15 protein-coding genes are annotated in these 16,857 nt (G+C 69.6%); 7 read left to right on the top strand and 8 right to left on the bottom strand.

Going from position 1 to position 16,857, the window contains the following annotated elements; all coding sequences use genetic code 11:
• The first annotated feature begins 194 nt into the window (after nucleotides 1-194).
• The gene (locus ACIA8E_RS23655; RefSeq protein ID WP_399301297.1) at nucleotides 195-932 is read left to right on the top strand and encodes a transglycosylase SLT domain-containing protein; all 738 of its coding nucleotides are present in this window, start codon (nucleotides 195-197) and stop codon (nucleotides 930-932) included.
• A gap of 98 nt (nucleotides 933-1,030) precedes the next feature.
• Here ACIA8E_RS23655 and ACIA8E_RS23650 read toward each other — a convergent pair whose 3' ends face one another.
• A complete protein-coding gene (locus tag ACIA8E_RS23650; RefSeq protein WP_399301296.1) occupies nucleotides 1,031-3,607 on the bottom strand; it encodes an FHA domain-containing protein in 2,577 nt (858 codons plus the stop codon).
• 244 nt (nucleotides 3,608-3,851) lie between these two features.
• Here ACIA8E_RS23650 and ACIA8E_RS23645 point away from each other — a divergent pair, with 244 nt between their 5' ends.
• Together ACIA8E_RS23645 and serB are read left to right on the top strand one after the other, a co-directional pair.
• Nucleotides 3,852-5,510 carry a streptophobe family protein gene (locus ACIA8E_RS23645; protein ID WP_399301295.1) on the top strand — a complete coding sequence of 553 codons (1,659 nt, stop codon included), beginning with the start codon at nucleotides 3,852-3,854 and terminating at the stop codon, nucleotides 5,508-5,510.
• Between the two features lie 165 nt (nucleotides 5,511-5,675).
• Nucleotides 5,676-6,944: a phosphoserine phosphatase SerB gene (gene serB, locus ACIA8E_RS23640; RefSeq protein WP_399301294.1), complete on the top strand. Its 1,269-nt coding sequence runs from the start codon at nucleotides 5,676-5,678 to the stop codon at nucleotides 6,942-6,944.
• Between the two features lie 91 nt (nucleotides 6,945-7,035).
• On the opposite strand, the gene ACIA8E_RS23635 is transcribed toward serB, so the two are convergent.
• The 4 genes from ACIA8E_RS23635 to ACIA8E_RS23620 form a co-directional block, all read right to left on the bottom strand.
• Nucleotides 7,036-7,554, bottom strand: a complete 519-nt coding sequence (locus ACIA8E_RS23635) for a SixA phosphatase family protein (RefSeq protein ID WP_399301293.1) — start codon at nucleotides 7,552-7,554, stop codon at nucleotides 7,036-7,038.
• Nucleotides 7,555-7,628: 74 nt separating this feature from the next.
• Nucleotides 7,629-7,835 carry a hypothetical protein gene (locus tag ACIA8E_RS23630; protein WP_399301292.1) on the bottom strand — a complete coding sequence of 69 codons (207 nt, stop codon included), beginning with the start codon at nucleotides 7,833-7,835 and terminating at the stop codon, nucleotides 7,629-7,631.
• Nucleotides 7,836-8,044: 209 nt separating this feature from the next.
• Nucleotides 8,045-8,161, bottom strand: coding sequence for an SGM_5486 family transporter-associated protein (locus ACIA8E_RS23625; protein ID WP_267005888.1), 117 nt, complete (start codon nucleotides 8,159-8,161; stop codon nucleotides 8,045-8,047).
• A 17-nt stretch (nucleotides 8,162-8,178) separates the two neighbouring features.
• Entirely contained in the window at nucleotides 8,179-9,411 is a 1,233-nt protein-coding gene (locus ACIA8E_RS23620; protein ID WP_399301317.1) for a CynX/NimT family MFS transporter, read from the bottom strand.
• A 205-nt stretch (nucleotides 9,412-9,616) separates the two neighbouring features.
• On the opposite strand from ACIA8E_RS23620, the gene ACIA8E_RS23615 reads away from it, so the two are divergent.
• Nucleotides 9,617-10,291 (top strand): FadR/GntR family transcriptional regulator, encoded by a 675-nt coding sequence (locus tag ACIA8E_RS23615; protein WP_399301291.1) that lies wholly within the window; start codon nucleotides 9,617-9,619, stop codon nucleotides 10,289-10,291.
• 34 nt (nucleotides 10,292-10,325) lie between these two features.
• On the opposite strand, the gene ACIA8E_RS23610 is transcribed toward ACIA8E_RS23615, so the two are convergent.
• From ACIA8E_RS23610 to fabG, 3 genes are all read right to left on the bottom strand, one after another.
• Nucleotides 10,326-10,688 (bottom strand): hypothetical protein, encoded by a 363-nt coding sequence (locus tag ACIA8E_RS23610; RefSeq protein WP_399301290.1) that lies wholly within the window; start codon nucleotides 10,686-10,688, stop codon nucleotides 10,326-10,328.
• A 168-nt stretch (nucleotides 10,689-10,856) separates the two neighbouring features.
• Nucleotides 10,857-11,624 carry an enoyl-ACP reductase FabI gene (gene fabI / locus ACIA8E_RS23605; protein WP_356645435.1) on the bottom strand — a complete coding sequence of 256 codons (768 nt, stop codon included), beginning with the start codon at nucleotides 11,622-11,624 and terminating at the stop codon, nucleotides 10,857-10,859.
• 5 nt (nucleotides 11,625-11,629) lie between these two features.
• Nucleotides 11,630-12,349 carry a 3-oxoacyl-[acyl-carrier-protein] reductase gene (gene fabG, locus ACIA8E_RS23600; protein ID WP_399301289.1) on the bottom strand — a complete coding sequence of 240 codons (720 nt, stop codon included), beginning with the start codon at nucleotides 12,347-12,349 and terminating at the stop codon, nucleotides 11,630-11,632.
• 239 nt (nucleotides 12,350-12,588) lie between these two features.
• On the opposite strand from fabG, the gene ACIA8E_RS23595 reads away from it, so the two are divergent.
• The 3 genes from ACIA8E_RS23595 to tyrS are packed head-to-tail and all read left to right on the top strand — an operon-like array spanning nucleotide 12,589 to nucleotide 16,823.
• On the top strand, nucleotides 12,589-14,112 hold the full coding sequence (locus ACIA8E_RS23595) for a TldD/PmbA family protein (RefSeq protein WP_399301288.1): 1,524 nt from the start codon (nucleotides 12,589-12,591) through the stop codon (nucleotides 14,110-14,112).
• Complete coding sequence (locus tag ACIA8E_RS23590; RefSeq protein ID WP_399301287.1) at nucleotides 14,109-15,503, top strand: metallopeptidase TldD-related protein; 1,395 nt, start codon at nucleotides 14,109-14,111, stop codon at nucleotides 15,501-15,503. Before ACIA8E_RS23595 ends, ACIA8E_RS23590 begins: the two co-directional genes overlap by 4 nt.
• Nucleotides 15,504-15,554: 51 nt before the next feature.
• Entirely contained in the window at nucleotides 15,555-16,823 is a 1,269-nt protein-coding gene (gene tyrS, locus ACIA8E_RS23585; RefSeq protein WP_399301286.1) for a tyrosine--tRNA ligase, read from the top strand.
• Nucleotides 16,824-16,857: the final 34 nt, after the last annotated feature.

The raw sequence follows: 16,857 nt of genomic DNA, 5'->3' as shown, positions 1-16,857 counted from the left end.
CACATCAGTCGGCATGAGCCCGGACCGTCGCGTCCGAGCGGGTTCGTGATCCACTATCCGGGGTCGTACGTCACACGATTGCCACAGCATTTTGCGGCCGTTAAGAATTGCTCTCGTCCCTGACGGAGATGCGAACCCGTCGCATCCGTCTTCGTCCTCCGTGAGGACCCCGCAATTCGAAGAGGTACGACTGCATGTCCACGTCCAGCATCCACAGCCGTCTTCGTCGTCTGAGCAAGGCCCAGAAGCTCTCCGCCGCGGGTGTCTCCGCCGCCTGCTGCGCCGCCCTCTCGCTCTCCCTCGTCCCGGCCCACGCCGAGACCCCTGCCGAGACGCAGGCCGCCTCCGCCGCACCGGTGGTCATCGCCGGCCTTCCGCAGGCCAAGACCATCCAGGCCAGCATCATCGAGCAGCACTCCACCGCCGAGAAGCTGGTGAAGGCCGCTGACGCCGTCAAGGCGAAGCACGCCGCCGCCGCCAAGGCGAAGGCCGCCGCAAAGGCCAAGGCTGCCGTGAAGGCAAAGGCGAAGGCCGCTGCGAAGGCCAAGGCCGATGTCGCGAAGCGGTCCTCCCAGGCCGCCAGCCGCTCCGCCGCCCGCACCCCGGTCTACGCCAACAACCTGAACGGCTGGATCACCGAGGCGCTGGACATCATGAAGGCCCACGGCATCCCGGGCTCGTACGACGGCCTGCACCGCAACATCATGCGGGAGTCCACCGGTAACCCGAACGCGGTCAACGGCTGGGACGTCAACGCCCAGAACGGCACCCCGTCCTGTGGCCTGCTGCAGGTCATCCAGCCGACGTTCAACGCGTACCACGTCTCCGGTACCTCGACGAACATCTACGACCCGGTCGCCAACCTCACCGCCGCGGCCAACTACGCCGCCGACCGGTACGGCTCGATCGACAACGTCAACAGCGCGTACTGACCAATCCATGACGTTTTGCACAACGCCGAAGGGCGGCACCCCATTCCGGGTGCCGCCCTTCGGCGTTCCGTGCGTGCTGTGCACGCTGCGCCGCTGCCCTACTTGCGCATGACCTCCGGCTCGTGGCGGCGCAGCAGGCGCGCCACCGCGAAGCCGCAGATGACGCCGAGGAACAGCAACACAGCGATGTTCATCCCCCACTGACCGGCCGTGTGCTCCCACAGCGGGTCGAGGTCGGTCGGGTTCTTCTGGTCCCACGGCGGCATCAGGTGCGCGAGGTCGAGCGTCGAGCCCGCGGCCGCGATGGCCCAGCGGGACGGCATCAGCCAGGCGAACTGCTCCAGGCCGGGCGATCCGTACACCTGGAAGAGGATGCCGGTGAAGACGACCTGGACGATCGCGAACATGACCAGCAGTGGCATCGTCTTCTCGGCGGTCTTCACGAGCGAGGAGATCACCAGGCCGAACATCATCGAGGTGAAGCCCAGCGCGATGATCGTGACGCAGAGCTCGACGGCCGGCGGCATGATCAGGCCCTCTTCGGGCAGGTCGCGGGTGGCGAAGCCGATGCCGCAGATGATGACGCCCTGGATGGCCGTGATCACGCCGAGGACGATCACCTTGGACATCAGATAGGCGGAGCGGGAGAGGCCGGTGGCCCGTTCCCGTTCGTAGATGACGCGTTCCTTGATCAGTTCTCGTACGGAGTTGGCCGCACCCGAGAAACACATGCCGACCGCGAGGATCAACATGATCGTTCCGGCGTCTCCGTTGAACTTCGACGGCGGCTTCGGAGGGGCCAGGCCGAAGTCGGCCGGAATGACCACGCTGACGATGCCGAGGACCGCGGGCAGGATCACCATCAGACCCATGAAGCCCTTGTCGGACGCGATCACCGACGCGTATCGGCGGATCAGCGTCCACAGCTGCGTCATCCAGCCCTGCGGCTTCGGCGGACGCATCTGCTGCGGCGGCGGCATGTGTACGGACTGTGCGGCGACGGCGTCGATGTCCGCGGCGTACATCTGGTAGTGCTGCGAGCCGCGCCAGCGGTCCGCCCAGTCGTAGTCACGGTAGTTCTCGAACGCGGAGAAGACGTCGGCCCAGGTGGTGTAGCCGAAGAAGTTGAGCGCTTCCTCCGGCGGACCGAAGTAGGCGACGGAACCGCCCGGCGCCATGACGAGCAGCTTGTCGCAGATCGCCAGCTCGGCGACCGAGTGCGTGACGACGAGGACCGTACGGCCGTCGTCGGCGAGGCCGCGCAGCAGCTGCATGACGTCGCGGTCCATGCCCGGGTCGAGGCCTGAGGTCGGCTCGTCCAGGAAGATCAGCGACGGCTTGGTGAGCAGCTCGAGGGCGACGGAGACACGCTTGCGCTGGCCACCGGAGAGCGAGGTGACCTTCTTGTCCTTGTGGATGTCGAGCTTGAGCTCGGCGAGGACTTCATGGATCCGGGACTGGCGCTCGGCCTCGGTGGTGTCCGCGGGGAAGCGCAGCTTGGCCGCGTACTTGAGCGCCTTGGTGACCGTGAGTTCCTTGTGCAGGATGTCGTCCTGCGGGACCAGGCCTATGCGCTGGCGCAGCTCAGCGAACTGCTTGTACAGGTTCCGGTTGTCGTAGAGGACATCGCCCTGGTTGGCGGGCCGGTAGCCGGTGAGCGCCTTGAGCAGGGTGGACTTGCCGGAACCGGACGGGCCGATGACCGCGATGAGCGACTTCTCCGGGACACCGAACGAGACGTCCTTGAGGATCTGCTTCCCGCCGTCGACCGTCACCGTGAGGTGCCGGGCCGAGAAGGAGACCTCACCGGTGTCGACGAACTCCTCGAGCCGGTCGCCGACCAGACGGAACGTCGAGTGACCGACACCGACGATGTCGTTCGGACCGATCAGCGCGGAGCCGGACTTGTGGAGCGGCTGACCGTTGACGTAGGTGCCGTTGTGGGAACCGAGATCGCGGATCTCGAAGCGGCCGTCGGGAGTCGCGTGGAACTCGGCGTGGTGGCGCGAGACCTGGAGGTCGGAGACGACGAGTTCGTTCTCCAGCGCACGGCCGATACGCATCACACGGCCGAGGTCCAGCTGGTGGAACGTGGTCGGGCTGCGGTCGCCGTAGACCGGCGGGGCCCCCGCGGCACCGCCGGGACCTGCGCCGGGTGTCTGTGCCATGCCCTTCTGGTGCGGCACGTGAGGCTGCTGGTGCTGGGCGTGCTGCTGCGGCCGGCCCTGGGGCGTCTGCTGCCAGCCCTGCTGCTGGTGCTGGGGCTGCTGCGACGCGGCATCCGGCCAGCCGGCACCACCCTGCTGGGGCTGCTGGGCGGGGGTCTGCTGCGCACCCGCACCCTGACCGCTGTACACATCGGCGCCCGCGGCGGATCCGCTGAAGCTCAGCCGCGGGCCGTCAGTGGCGTTGCCCAGGTACACGGCGGAGCCCGGCCCGATGTCCATCTGGTGGATCCGCTGACCCTGCACATAGGTGCCGTTGGTGGAGCCGTGGTCCTCGATGAACCAACTGCGGCCACCCCAGCTGATCGTGGCATGCCGCCACGACACCCTGGCGTCGTCGATCGACAGGTCGCCCTGCGGATCGCGCCCGAGGGTGTACGGCCTGGACGGATCGAGCGTCCAGGTCCTTCCATTCAATTCCAGTACGAGTTCCGGCACTCCGCGCCCCACTAGTTGTCCCCCGAGTTACCCCCATCGCAGGGAGTCTAGGGATGCTGAACATCGTGGGGAACTATTCCAGGAGCAGTCCCCGATACGAAAGTCGGGCCGGTTCAGGACAGTGACGAGAGCTGCACCCACGCGCCGTTGACTCGGGAGAAACATGCTCGGAGAGTGGTAAGCGCCCATGAGTGCGTACGGATCATGAGCGAATAGGTCAACTCAGGGCATCTCGGTGCGAATTGAGGGGGTCCTGATGGCGAGGGACGTACGCGGGGGCGGTACGAGGCATATCCCTTGGGGAGGCGTGGTGTTGGCCGCCATCGCCTCGGTCAGCTGGGCGATGGTCGCGATGGCGGGGACGGCGGCCCTCGGACTGCATCTGCTCGGCGCCGACTCGGCGGGGGCGCTGGGGCCGATGACGGCGGCCGTGGTGGTGCTGGGGGCGGGCGGATCGGTCTCTCCGTCGGGCGATGTCTCGGCGTTCGGGCTGGACGGGGCCGAGGCGCACGCCGCCCTGTCGGTCACACCGCTGGGAGTGGGGCTGGCCGGTGCGCTGTTCCTCTCCTTCTTCTTCCTGCGGTCGCTGCGCGGGGCGGGAGCGGTGCTGCCCGGCGCCGAACTCGCGGTCCGTGCGGGGGTGGTGGTGGTGATGTTCGTCGCCGTGCTCGGCGGGCTGGCCTGGGCCGGTCACGATGTCGTGACGATCGACGGTGCGTCGCTGGGTCTGGACGAGGTGCCGGGGGCGGACCGTGATGCCCCCGGTGGGGCCGGGGGCATCGGGGATCTGCTGCCGGGCGGGCTCGGCGATCTGGGTGACCTCGGCGGGCTGCTGCCGGACCGGCTGGCGGATCTCGCAAGGGCGCAGGCCCATGTCGGGTTCACGGTCGACACGGTGAAGTCGCTGGTGGGCGGGGCCTGCTGGGTGCTCGGGGTGCTGGTGATCGCAGTTCTGGCCTCGCGTCGTACGCCGTTGCCGTCCCGTCTGGTGTGGCTGCACCGGACCGTACGTCCGGCGGCGTCCGCGCTGGTGTCGGTGCTGCTCGTGGCGGTGGTCGCCGGGTGCGCGGCCGCGGCGTACGCGGCGGTCGGCGACGACCACCCGAAGCGGATCGCGGGCGCCGCGCTGCTCGGGGCGCCGAACGGGACGTGGCTCGGGGTGCCGCTCGGCCTCTTCGTGCCGTGGGACGGACAGGCGACCGGCGAACTGGCCCAACTGCTTCCCGATCCGCTTGACGAGCTGCTGCGGATGTCCTCCGACGAACCGGTGACGGTCGGGCGGCTGGCCGAACTGGACCACCGGGTCTGGCTGCTGGCGGTCGCCGCCGCGGTGATGATGCTGTACGCGGGGGTGCTGGCCGCGACACGTACCGACCGGGGAGAGGCAACCGCCGCCCGGTTCGCGGGGCGGTGTGCGCTGCGGCTCGGAGGCGTGACGGCGGTGGCCCTGCCGCTGCTGGTATGGCTGACGCAGGTGTCCGCGGATGGGTCGCTCTCGGTGCTGGGCTTCGATGCGTTCGGGGCCGGGATCGAGCTGCACGGGCATCCGGGGACGGCCGCGGTACTGGGTGCGGTGTGGGGTGCGGGTGCGGGTGGGGTGGGGGCACTGGTGGCGTGCGGGGCGGGAGCGGTGCCGGTGGGGTCATCGGGCCGGGGTGGCGACGAAGTCGGTGGAGGTGGTGGAGGTGGTGGTCCGGTGCCTGGGCCGTACACGCCGTCGCGGCCGTACCGGCCGTCGCGCGAGGAGACCAACCCGTATCTGCGCCCGCATCCGGCGGACGCGATCCATGGGGCGCCGACGGTGGTGGGACCGATCGTCCCGCCCCCCGCGCCGACGGTGCCGCCCCCGGGGCCCGGGCCGGCGCCGCGGGACGGGGTACCGCCGCCGCCCGACCGGCCGCCCGCGTGGGGGTGAACGTGTCTCCTCTGCCGTCGGGCGGGCGCGAGAACGCCAGGCGAAAGCTCCGTTCCCGAGCATCGGTCCGGCTTGGAAACGCGCCGGTCGGGAATCCCTTCCCGGTGTCCGGTCCGCGGGACGGGGCTTCGGGCGTGTGAGGCGGACCGATACGGTGGAGGCACCATGAGCGCATCTCAGCCCCCTCAGTCCTCCCCGTCTCCTGAGCCCACTGAGGCCCGTCAGGGCACCGGCACCCCCACCCTTCTCGTCAAGATCTTCGGCAAGGACCGCCCCGGCATCACCGCCGGGCTCTTCGACACGCTCGCCGCCTACGCGGTCGATGTCGTCGATATCGAGCAGGTCGTCACCCGTGGCCGTATCGTCCTGTGCGCGCTGGTCACCGCTCCCACCGGTGGCAACGCCGCGGCCGGCACCACCGAGGGCGATCTGCGGTCGACCGTGCACAGCTGGGCCGAATCGCTGAAGCTGCAGGCCGAGATCATCTCCGGGACCGGTGACAACCGGCCGCGTGGTTACGGTCGCTCCCATGTGACCGTGCTCGGGCACCCGCTGACCGCCGAGTCGACCGCAGCCATAGCGGCCACGATCACGTCGACGGGCGGCAACATCGACCGGATCTTTCGGCTGGCGAAGTACCCGGTCACGGCCGTCGAGTTCGCCGTGTCCGGCACCGCGACCGCGGAGCTGCGGACCGCACTGGCCACCGAGGCCGCCGGGATCGGGGTCGATGTCGCGGTCGTATCGGCCGGACTGAGCCGCCGTGCGCAGCGGCTGGTCGTCATGGATGTCGACTCGACGCTCATCCAGGACGAGGTCATCGAGCTGTTCGCGGCCCACGCCGGCTGTGAGGACAAGGTCGCCGAGGTGACCGCGCAGGCGATGCGCGGCGAGCTCGATTTCGAGCAGTCGCTGCACGCGCGGGTGGCGCTGCTGGCAGGGCTCGACGTGTCGGTGGTGGACAAGGTGCGCGCCGAGGTGCGGCTCACGCCCGGCGCTCGCACGCTGATCCGTACGCTGAAGCGACTCGGCTACCAAGTGGGCGTCGTCTCCGGCGGGTTCACCCAGGTAACCGACGATCTGAAGGAACGGCTCGGGCTCGACTTCGCCTCTGCCAACACTCTGGAAGTGGTCGACGGCAAGCTCACCGGCCGGGTCGTCGGCGACATCGTGGACCGGGCGGGCAAGGCCAGGCTGCTGCGCAGCTTCGCCGAGCAGGCCGGGGTCCCGCTTGCGCAGACCGTCGCGATCGGCGATGGCGCGAATGACCTGGACATGCTGAACACGGCCGGGCTCGGGGTCGCCTTCAACGCCAAGCCGGTCGTCCGCGAGGCCGCGCACACCGCGGTGAACGTGCCGTTCCTGGACACCGTGCTGTATCTGCTCGGGATCACCCGTGAGGAGGTCGAGGCCGCCGACGGTCTCGTCGACTGACCGACCGGCCTCGTACCTCGCGTACGGGAGAGGCCCCGGCACTCGTGACCATGCGTCCCGTGCCGGGGCCTTTCCGTGTACTGCGGCGCGATCAGTCGTTCGGCGTCCAGTACTCGACGAGCTTGCCCACCCCGTGCTCCACGCCCTTCCAGGAGCCGGAGAACTCGATCACGGCGAACGCAGCGGTCGGGAAGCCGCCACGGGTCATCCGGGCCATGGCCTCGCCCTCCGCCGAACCGGCCAGGGCGTCCGCGACGGCATGCATGCTGGGGTTGTGGCCGATGAGAAGCAGGTTCTGTACGTCGTCAGGGGTCTCGTTGAGCAGGGCGATCAGCTCGCCGAGGGAGGCCTCGTACAGCCGCTCCTCGTACACGGTCCTGGGCCGGTGAGGCATCTCGTGCACCGCCAGCTTCCAGGTCTCGCGCGTCCTGACGGCGGTCGAGCACAGGGCCAGATCGATGACGATGCCGGAGTCGACGAGTTTGCGGCCTGCCACGGGGGCATCCTTGCGGCCACGCTCCGCGAGCGGCCGCTCATGGTCGGAGTCCTGCGACCATTCCGCCTTTGCATGCCTGAGTAGGACGATCCTGCGAGGTGTATCGACGCTCATACACCTCAGCTTCGCACGAAATGAGCCGCCCGGCGCAGGGTGTTGGAGGGGTCCCCCACTGCGGGTGAACGGGGTCAGCGGGCCAGCAGGTCCACGATTCGTTCAAGCAGCTGACCGATCGCCGAGTCGCCCGTCACGGCGTGCGCCTCGCCGGATCCGGAGATCAGCAGCAGCAGTGCGGCGAAGCCGACTGCGGGCAGCGCGACGGCCCACCACGGCAGCCTGACCTCGACACCGGCCGAGGTCGGGCGGGGGGATCGGGTGTAGGTACGGGCCGCCATGTCCGCCTCCGTGGGCCATCGGTTCTGATACCCAGAACTTACGGATGCGGGGGTGCCGGTCCCATCCGGCGACCCACCCACTTCACCCTGACCCTGGCCCCCTAGGGGATGGTGGTGCCAGCCCCACCATCGGCCCCGGTGGCGGAACACGCGAGAAGTGCAGGCAGGGAACGAGGCGGCGGCGCGGTCCGAGGCACCGGAGAGAGGCGTCAGGGAGAGGCGACCGAGGCGATCACTCCGATGATCACCGTGATCAGGAGCATCGCCCCGAGCACGAGGAGAAGCTTCTTCTGACCGTTCTGGGGATTCGGATCGAGAACTGGCATGGGGCCAGTCTCGCATCTCAGCATTCGTCCTCGATCGTCCGGTCCCGCCCGGCCAGGATCCCCGCCACCATCTGCGGCAGCATCAGGCCCGCCATCAGCGCGATCGGCAGTCCCCAGCCGCCGCTGTGCTGGTACAGCACGCCGACGAGCAGCGGACCGGGGATCGAGATCAGATAGCCGGTGGACTGGGCGAACGCGGACAGCCGGACCACTCCGGCGCCGCTGCGGGACCGCATGCCGATCATGGTGAGGGCGAGCGGAAAGGCGCAGTTGGCGATGCCGAGAAGCAGCGCCCAGGCCCAGGCGCCGCCGGCCGGTGCGAAGTAGAGGCCCGCGTAGCCGACAAGGCCGCAGGCGCAGAGGAAGACGACGATCGGGCCCTGGTTCTTCATCCGGGCGGCGACCCGCGGGATGACAAAAGCGAGTGGCACACCCATGGCCATGGTCACGGCGAGCAGGACGCCCGCCGTGCCCGCCGAGACGCCGGCGTCGCGGAAGATCTGCGGCATCCACCCCATGGCGATGTACGCGGCGGTGGCCTGCAGACCGAAGAAGCAGGCGAGGCCCCAAGCCGTGCGGCTGCGGGTGATCCGCAGCGCCGGGGTATCCCCGTGCTGCTGGGCGGTGGCCTGCCCGGGGACGCCGCGACCGTCCCGCATCAGCGGGATCCAGGGCAGGACCGCGGCGGCGGCGAGCACGGCCCAGATTCCGAGGCCGGCCTTCCAACTGCCACCGAGCGCATCGGTCATGGGCACGGTGACAGCTGCGGCGAGCGCGGTGCCGAGGGCAAGCGCCATCGAGTAGAGGCCGGTCATGGAGCCGACCCGGTCCGGGAACCAGCGCTTGACGATCACCGGCATCAGGATGTTGCTGACGGCTATACCCATCAGGGCGAGGGCGCTGGCGGCGAGGAAGCCGGCCGTGGAGCCGACGAACGGCCGGATCAGCAGACCGGCCGCGATGGCGACCATGCCGGCGCAGACGACCGCACCGGGGCCGAAGCGGCGGGCGAGGCGCGGCGCCATGATGCCGAAGACCGCGAAACAGAGCGGCGGCACGGAGGTGAGGACACCGGCGACGCTGCCGCTCATGTGCAGCCCGTCCCGTACCTCTTCGAGAAGGGCGCCGAGGCTGGTGATGGCGGGGCGGAGGTTGAGCGCGGTGAGGACGAGACCGACGGCGACCAGACGGAGCGCCCAGGGGGCCGGGCCGGAGGCGGTCTGCGCGGTCTGCGGTGCCGGGGAGTCCATGGCGGAGGCGGTCGCCGTGGCGGTGTGCGGGCTCTGGGGCCGGGTCGCGGTCCGGGTCTGGGGCTGGGTCTCGTCTTCGGGCATGAGGTCCATCATAGAATCATGGGATGATTGGTTGTCCACTCGTCCGAGAGCCTTCGGAAACCTTCGAGAAACCCGGGAACCGGAGAATCCGGAAGCCCCGAGGATCCGAGCAAGGAGCATCATGGCTTTGACGTCCCCGCGGCGGTCGGCACTCGCCGACCAGGTGATCGCACAGCTGAGGAATCAGATCACCTCGGGCGAGTGGCCCGTCGGTTCGCGGATTCCGACCGAACCCGAGCTGGTGGAGCAACTGGGGGTGGCCCGTAACACCGTCCGCGAGGCGGTGCGCGCGCTCGCGCACAACGGGCTGCTGGACATCCGGCAGGGGTCGGGCACGTATGTCGTCGCCACCAGTGAGCTGGCCGGCGTGATGCACCGCCGGTTCGCGTCCGCCGACCCGCGTCATGTCGCCGAGCTGCGGTCGACGCTGGAGTCGTCGGCAGCCCGGCTGGCGGCCGCCCGGCGCACCGAGCGGGACCTGAAGCAGCTGGACGCGCTCATGGCGCGTCGCGAGGAGACCTGGGCCGCGGGCGACGCCGAAGCGTTCGTGTCCGCTGATGCGACGCTGCACCTGGCCGTGGTCGCCGCCTCGCACAATGACGTGTTGACGGGCCTCTATGCCGACCTGGGGGATCTGCTGCGCGACTATCTGCGGGTCGACGTCGGGCACGAGCTGCGGCCGGAGAACCATATGGACCACGCACGGCTGGTCGAGGCGATCCGGGCCGGTGACGCGGAGACGGCGGCCGCCGAGGCCGCAAGTCATGCGCTCAGCTGCCTGGTGGACCGGGTCTGATCCGAATGTTCCGGAAGAGCCGGAAAGAGGGCCACTAGATCCGTTGGTGGGTGATCCAGACGGAGGCGATTTCCTTCCAGCAGCGGTCGTCCAGTCGTACCGTCTGCCCGGGGGCGACGTCGACGGGTATGCCGTCCGCGTCTATGTCCCACCAGCGGTCGCATTCGGTGTGCAGCTGCACCCGGTCGTTGGTGGGGTACGGGTTGTGGCAGTAGGCGACCACCCAGGAGCCCTGGACCGACGTACGGCAGTCGGCGCCGTGCGGGTCCGGGACGGGGGCGGTCGGCGCGGACGCCCCGGGCCACCCCAGGCCGGATATGGCCAGGGGGACGACAAGTGCGGCGACGGCGACCGAGGCCGCCAGCAGGGCCCAGGTTCGGCGACGTATGGGGCGCACAGCGACCTCCTCCCCGCAGCCTGACCAAAAGTCCGGTTCCACCACATTCTGCGGTGCATCGACCATCTTTTCGACCTGAGCGGCGAACGGCCGGGTGGGGACGTGCGACGGCCGCGCACCACCTGCCCGGAGGTGGTACGCGGCCGTTTCGTACAGGGTTCTACGAGGTCAGGCACCCATCATGTGCACGCCACCGTCGACGTGGATGATCTCGCCCGTGGTCTTCGGGAAGAAGTCCGAGAGCAGCGCGACGACGCCGCGGCCGGCCGGCTCCGGGTCGGCCATGTTCCAGGCGAGCGGGGAGCGGGTGTTCCAGACGTCCGCGAGCTCCGAGAAGCCCGGGATGGACTTCGCGGCCATCGAGCCGATCGGACCCGCCGAGATCAGGTTGCAGCGGATGCCTTCCTTGCCCAGGTCGCGGGCGAGGTAACGGGAGGTGGCCTCCAGCGCGGCCTTGGCCGGGCCCATCCAGTCGTACTGCGGCCAGGCGAACTGTGCGTCGAAGGTGAGGCCGACGATCGAGCCGCCCTCACTCATCAGCGGCTTGCAGGCCATGGCGAGCGACTTCAGCGAGAACGCCGAGACGTGCATCGCGGTGGCGACGGACTCGAACGGGGTGTTGAGGAAGTTACCGCCGAGCGCGTCCTGCGGCGCGAAACCGATGGAGTGGACGACGCCGTCCAGCGAACCGAGCTCCTCACGGACCAGGCCTTCGAGCCGGTCCAGGTGCTCGGTGTTGGTCACGTCCAGCTCGATGACCTTGGCGGGCTTGGGCAGCTTCTTGGCGATGCGCTCCGTCAGCGTGGGCCGGGGGAAGGCGGTCAGGATGACTTCGGCACCCTGCTCCTGGGCCACCTTGGCGGTGTGGAAGGCGATGGACGACTCCATCAGCACACCGGTGATGAGGATGCGCTTGCCGTCGAGAATTCCGATCATGGTGGTCAGTGACCCATGCCCAATCCGCCGTCAACGGGGATGACGGCTCCAGTGATGTACGACGCGTCGTCGGAGGCGAGGAAGCGCACCGCGGCGGCGATCTCCTCGGGCCGCGCGTAACGGGCCAGCGGCACCTGGGCGACGATGCCCTTGCGCTGCTCCTCGGTGAGCGCCTGGGTCATGTCGGTGTCGACAAAGCCGGGCGCGACGACGTTGAAAGTGATGTTCCGCGAGCCGAGCTCGCGCGCCAGGGACCGGGCGAAGCCGACCAGACCGGCCTTGGAGGCGGCGTAGTTGGCCTGCCCCGCCGAGCCGAGGAGACCGACGACGGAGGAGATGAGGACGACGCGGCCCTTCTTGGCTCGCAGCATGGCGCGGTTGGCGCGCTTGACGACCCGGAAGGTTCCGGTGAGGTTGGTGTCGAGTACGGACGTGAAGTCCTCCTCGGACATCCGCATCAGCAACTGGTCCTTGGTGATACCGGCGTTGGCGACCAGCACCTCGACCGGACCGTGCTTCTCCTCGATCTCCTTGTAGGCCTGCTCCACCTGCTCGCTGTCGGTGATGTCGCACCGGACGGCCAGAACGCCGGCCTCGGTGAGGGCCTGGGGCGGCTCGCCCGAGCGGTACGTGATCGCGACCTTGTCGCCGTTGTCGGCGAAAGCGCGGGCGATGGCGAGGCCGATGCCCCGGTTTCCTCCGGTGACGAGAACCGAGCGGCTCAACGGATCACCCTTTCGATAGCGGTCTGGTACCTCGAAAACCTATCGGTACCAGGTGCTCCGCGGGGAATCGGCCCCTGACAGTGGCTTCCGCGAGGCACTGTCGGGTTCCTACAGTGCCTCGCCCCGCGCCGCCGTATCCGCTTCGGAAAAATACGGGAAAACCAGAGGCCCCTGCCGGGCTCGCACCGCATGATTCACTGCGGAGACACATCGCACAGGTCGAGAAGGGGAAAGCCGACGTGCCCCATGAGGTAGATCAGTCATTCCTGGCCCTGCCACTACGGGCCCTCGCCGACGCGGCGCTCGCCCGGGCCCGGGCGCTGGGCGCCGTCCATGCGGACTTCCGCTTCGAGCGGGTGCGCAGTGCGTCCTGGCGGCTGCGGGACGCCCGGCCCGCCGGGACATCGGACACCACCGATGTCGGGTACGCGGTGCGTGTGGTGCACGGCGGGGCGTGGGGGTTCGCGTCCGGCGTGGATCTGACCATGGACGCGGCGGCGAAGGTCGCGTCCCAGGCGGTCGCCATGGCGAAGCTGTCGGCCAAGGTGATCGCGGCGGCCGGGTCCGACGAGCGGGTGGAGCTGGCGGACGAGCCGGTGCACGGCGAGCGGACCTGGGTGTCGGCGTACGACGTCGACCCGTTCTCCGTACCGGGCGAGGAGAAGGCGGGGTTGCTGGCCGAGTGGAGCAGCCGGCTCCTCGGCGCGGAGGGTGTCGCGCATGTGGACGCCTCGCTCATGACCGTCCACGAGAACAAGTTCTACGCGGACACGGCGGGCACCGTCACCACCCAGCAGCGGGTGCGGCTGCATCCGCAGTTCACCGCCGTTGCCGTGGACGGGACGACCGGTGAGTTCGACTCGATGCGGACCATCGCGCCGCCGGTGGGCCGCGGCTGGGAGTACCTCACGGGCACCGGCTGGGACTGGGACTCCGAGCTGGAGCAGATCCCGGGGCTGCTCGCCGAGAAGATGCGGGCGCCGAGCGTCGAGGCGGGGACGTACGACCTGGTCGTCGATCCGTCGAATCTCTGGCTGACGATCCATGAGTCGATCGGCCATGCCACCGAACTGGACCGGGCGCTGGGGTACGAGGCGGCGTACGCCGGGACCTCGTTCGCCACCTTCGACCAGCTGGGCAAGCTGGCGTACGGCTCGCCCGTGATGAATGTGACGGGCGACCGCACCGCCGAGCACGGGCTGGCGACCATCGGTTACGACGACGAGGGTGTCGAGGGCCAGTCCTGGGACCTGGTCAAGGACGGGACGCTGGTCGGCTACCAGCTCGACCGGAGGATCGCGAAACTGACCGGTCTCGGCCGGTCCAACGGGTGTGCGTACGCCGACTCGCCGGGCCATGTCCCCGTACAGCGGATGGCGAACGTGTCGCTGCAGCCGGATCCGGGCGGGCTGTCCACGGAGGATCTGATCGGCGGGGTGGAGCGCGGCATCTACGTGGTCGGCGACCGGTCCTGGTCGATCGACATGCAGCGCTACAACTTCCAGTTCACCGGGCAACGGTTCTTCCGCATCGAGAACGGCAAGCTGGCCGGTCAGCTGCGCGATGTCGCATACCAGGCGACGACGACGGACTTCTGGGGCTCGATGGAGAAGGTCGGCGGCCCGCAGACGTACGTCCTGGGCGGCGCCTTCAACTGCGGCAAGGCCCAGCCGGGCCAGGTCGCGGCCGTCTCGCACGGCTGCCCCTCCGCCCTCTTCCGAGGCGTGAACATCCTCAACACGACGCAGGAGGCGGGCCGATGAGCCGCGTCAGCAAGCCGTACGAGATCGTCGAGCGCGCGCTCGAACTGTCCACCGCCGACGGCTGTGTGGTCATCGCCGACGAGGACTCCTCCGCCAATCTGCGCTGGGCGGGCAACGCGCTCACCACGAACGGGGTGACCCGGGGGCGGACCCTGACGGTCATCGCAACTGTGGACGGCGCCGAGGGCGCGGCGTCCGGTGTGGTGTCCCGTTCCGCGGTCACCGCCGACGACCTGGAACCGCTGGTGCGGGCCGCCGAGGCCGCCGCGCGCGGGGCCGGGCCCGCCGAGGACGCGCAGCCGCTGGTCACCGGCGTGCCCTCGTCCCCCGATTTCACGGATGCCCCGGCCGAGACGAGTTCCGAGGTGTTCGCGGAGTTCGCCCCGGCGCTCGGTGACGCCTTCGCCCGCGCCCGGGCCGGCGGCCGCGAGCTGTACGGCTTCGCGCACCACCAGCTGACCTCGACGTATCTGGGCACGTCGACGGGGCTGCGGCTGCGCCACGACCAGCCGAACGGGACGCTGGAGCTGAACGCCAAGTCCCCCGACCGGTCGCGTTCCGCCTGGGCGGGCCGGGCCACCAGGGACTTCAAGGATGTCGACCCGGCCGAGCTGGACGCCGAGCTGGCGCAGCGGCTGGCCTGGGCGGAGCGCCGTATCGAGCTGCCCGCCGGGCGGTACGAGACGCTGCTGCCGCCCACCGCCGTGGCCGATCTGCTGATCTACCAGCTGTGGTCGTCGACGGCCCGGGACGCCGCCGAGGGCCGGACGGTCTTCTCCAAGCCGGGGGGTGGCACCCGGCTCGGCGAGAGGCTGTCCGACCTGCCGCTGACCCTGCGCAGCAACCCGAACGCGCCCGGGCTCGAGTCCGCGCCGTTCGTGATCGCCCACTCCTCCGGGGACGGCGCTTCCGTCTTCGACAACGGGCTGCCGCTGTCGTCGACCGACTGGATCCGGGACGGCCGGCTGGACCGTCTGACGACCACCCGGCACACGGCCGGACTGACCGGGCTGCCGGTGGCTCCGGCGATCGACAACCTGGTGCTCGACGGCGGTGGCGAGCGGTCGCTGGACGAGATGGTGGCGGCGACGACCGGCCGGGCCCTGCTGCTGACCTGCCTCTGGTACATCCGGGAGGTCGATCCGGCGACGCTGCTGCTGACCGGACTCACCCGGGACGGGGTGTATCTGGTGGAGGACGGCGAGGTGGTCGGCGAGGTGAACAACTTCCGGTTCAACGAGTCGCCGGTCGATCTTCTGTCGCGGGCCGTCGAGGCGGGCCGTACCGAGAAGACGCTGCCGCGCGAGTGGGGCGACTGGTTCACCCGGGCCGCGATGCCGGCGCTGCGGATCCCGGACTTCAATATGAGTTCGGTCAGCCTCGGGGTGTGACCCTAGACTGACCGTGGCAGATCAGCACACGTAACAGGGAGACACAGGACAGTGACGGAGATCGTCGACGAGCTGAAGTGGCGCGGGCTGTTCGCCCAGTCCACTGACGAGGACGCATTGCGCAAGGCTCTCGCGGACGGTCCCGTCACGTTCTATTGCGGTTTCGACCCGACCGCGGCGAGTCTGCACGTGGGCCACCTGGTGCAGGTGCTCACCGTGCGCCGGCTGCAGCAGGCCGGGCACCGGCCGCTCGCCCTGGTCGGTGGGGCCACCGGCCAGATCGGTGACCCGCGGCCGACGGCCGAGCGGACACTGAACGACCCGGAGACGGTCGCGAACTGGGTGACGCGGCTGCGTTCCCAGATCGAGCCGTACCTCTCCTTCGAGGGCGCGAACGCCGCGGTCATGGTGAACAACCTGGACTGGACCGCGGGCATGTCCGCGATCGAGTTCCTGCGCGACATCGGCAAGCACTTCCGGGTCAACAAGATGCTGACCAAGGACTCGGTCGCCCGCCGGCTGGAGTCCCAGGAGGGCATCAGCTACACGGAGTTCAGCTACCAGCTGCTGCAGGGCATGGACTTCCTGGAGCTGTACCGGCGCTACGGCTGCACCCTCCAGCAGGGCGGCAGCGACCAGTGGGGCAACCTCACCGCGGGCATCGACCTGATCCACCGCCTGGAGCCGGGCGCCGAGGTGCACGCACTGGCCACGCCGCTGATGGTGAAGGCGGACGGCACCAAGTTCGGCAAGTCCGAGAGCGGTGCCGTCTGGCTCGACCCGGAGATGACGACGCCGTACGCGTTCTACCAGTTCTGGCTGAACGTGGACGACCGGGACATCTCCCCGTACATGCGCATCCTCAGCTTCAGGAGCCGCGCCGAGCTGGAGGAGCTGGAGAAGCTCACCGAGGAGCGTCCGCAGGCCCGGACGGCGCAGCGGGCGCTGGCGGAGGAGCTGACGACGCTGGTGCACGGCGCCGAGCAGTGCGCGTCGGTCATCGCGGCCTCGAAGGCGCTGTTCGGCCAGGGCGAGCTGGGCGAACTGGACGAGGCCACGCTGAGCGCGGCGCTCTCCGAGGTGCCGCACGCCGAGGTCACCGAGCTGGGCCCGCTGGTGGACCTCCTGGTGGAGGTCGGTCTGGCGCCGAGCAAGTCGGGGGCCCGTCGTACGGTCAAGGAGGGCGGCGCCTACGTGAACAACGTCAAGGTCGTGGACGGCGAGGCCGCACCGGCCCGCGAGGAGCTGCTGCACGGGCGCTGGCTGGTGCTGCGCCGGGGCAAGAAGAACCTCGCGGCCATCGAGGTCACGGCCGGCTGACCGGCAGCGGGCAGCACACGGCGGCCGGGCACGC

It is taken from the genome of Streptomyces sp. NPDC051664, from assembly GCF_044453545.1.
In the GTDB taxonomy this organism is placed as follows: domain Bacteria; phylum Actinomycetota; class Actinomycetes; order Streptomycetales; family Streptomycetaceae; genus Streptomyces.
Note: the sequence above shows the minus strand (reverse complement) of the source record. Positions and strands in the feature narration are given on the sequence as shown.

Coding starts and splice junctions, on each gene's coding strand:
- ACIA8E_RS23655 (WP_399301297.1), top strand. CDS start 195: ATGTCCACGTCCAGCATCCACAGCCGTCTTCGTCGTCTGAGCAAGGCC.
- ACIA8E_RS23645 (WP_399301295.1), top strand. CDS start 3,852: ATGGCGAGGGACGTACGCGGGGGCGGTACGAGGCATATCCCTTGGGGA.
- serB (WP_399301294.1), top strand. CDS start 5,676: ATGAGCGCATCTCAGCCCCCTCAGTCCTCCCCGTCTCCTGAGCCCACT.
- ACIA8E_RS23635 (WP_399301293.1), bottom strand. CDS start 7,554: ATGAGCGTCGATACACCTCGCAGGATCGTCCTACTCAGGCATGCAAAG.
- ACIA8E_RS23630 (WP_399301292.1), bottom strand. CDS start 7,835: ATGGCGGCCCGTACCTACACCCGATCCCCCCGCCCGACCTCGGCCGGT.
- ACIA8E_RS23625 (WP_267005888.1), bottom strand. CDS start 8,161: ATGCCAGTTCTCGATCCGAATCCCCAGAACGGTCAGAAGAAGCTTCTC.
- ACIA8E_RS23620 (WP_399301317.1), bottom strand. CDS start 9,411: ATGGACTCCCCGGCACCGCAGACCGCGCAGACCGCCTCCGGCCCGGCC.
- ACIA8E_RS23615 (WP_399301291.1), top strand. CDS start 9,617: ATGGCTTTGACGTCCCCGCGGCGGTCGGCACTCGCCGACCAGGTGATC.
- fabI (WP_356645435.1), bottom strand. CDS start 11,624: ATGATCGGAATTCTCGACGGCAAGCGCATCCTCATCACCGGTGTGCTG.
- ACIA8E_RS23590 (WP_399301287.1), top strand. CDS start 14,109: ATGAGCCGCGTCAGCAAGCCGTACGAGATCGTCGAGCGCGCGCTCGAA.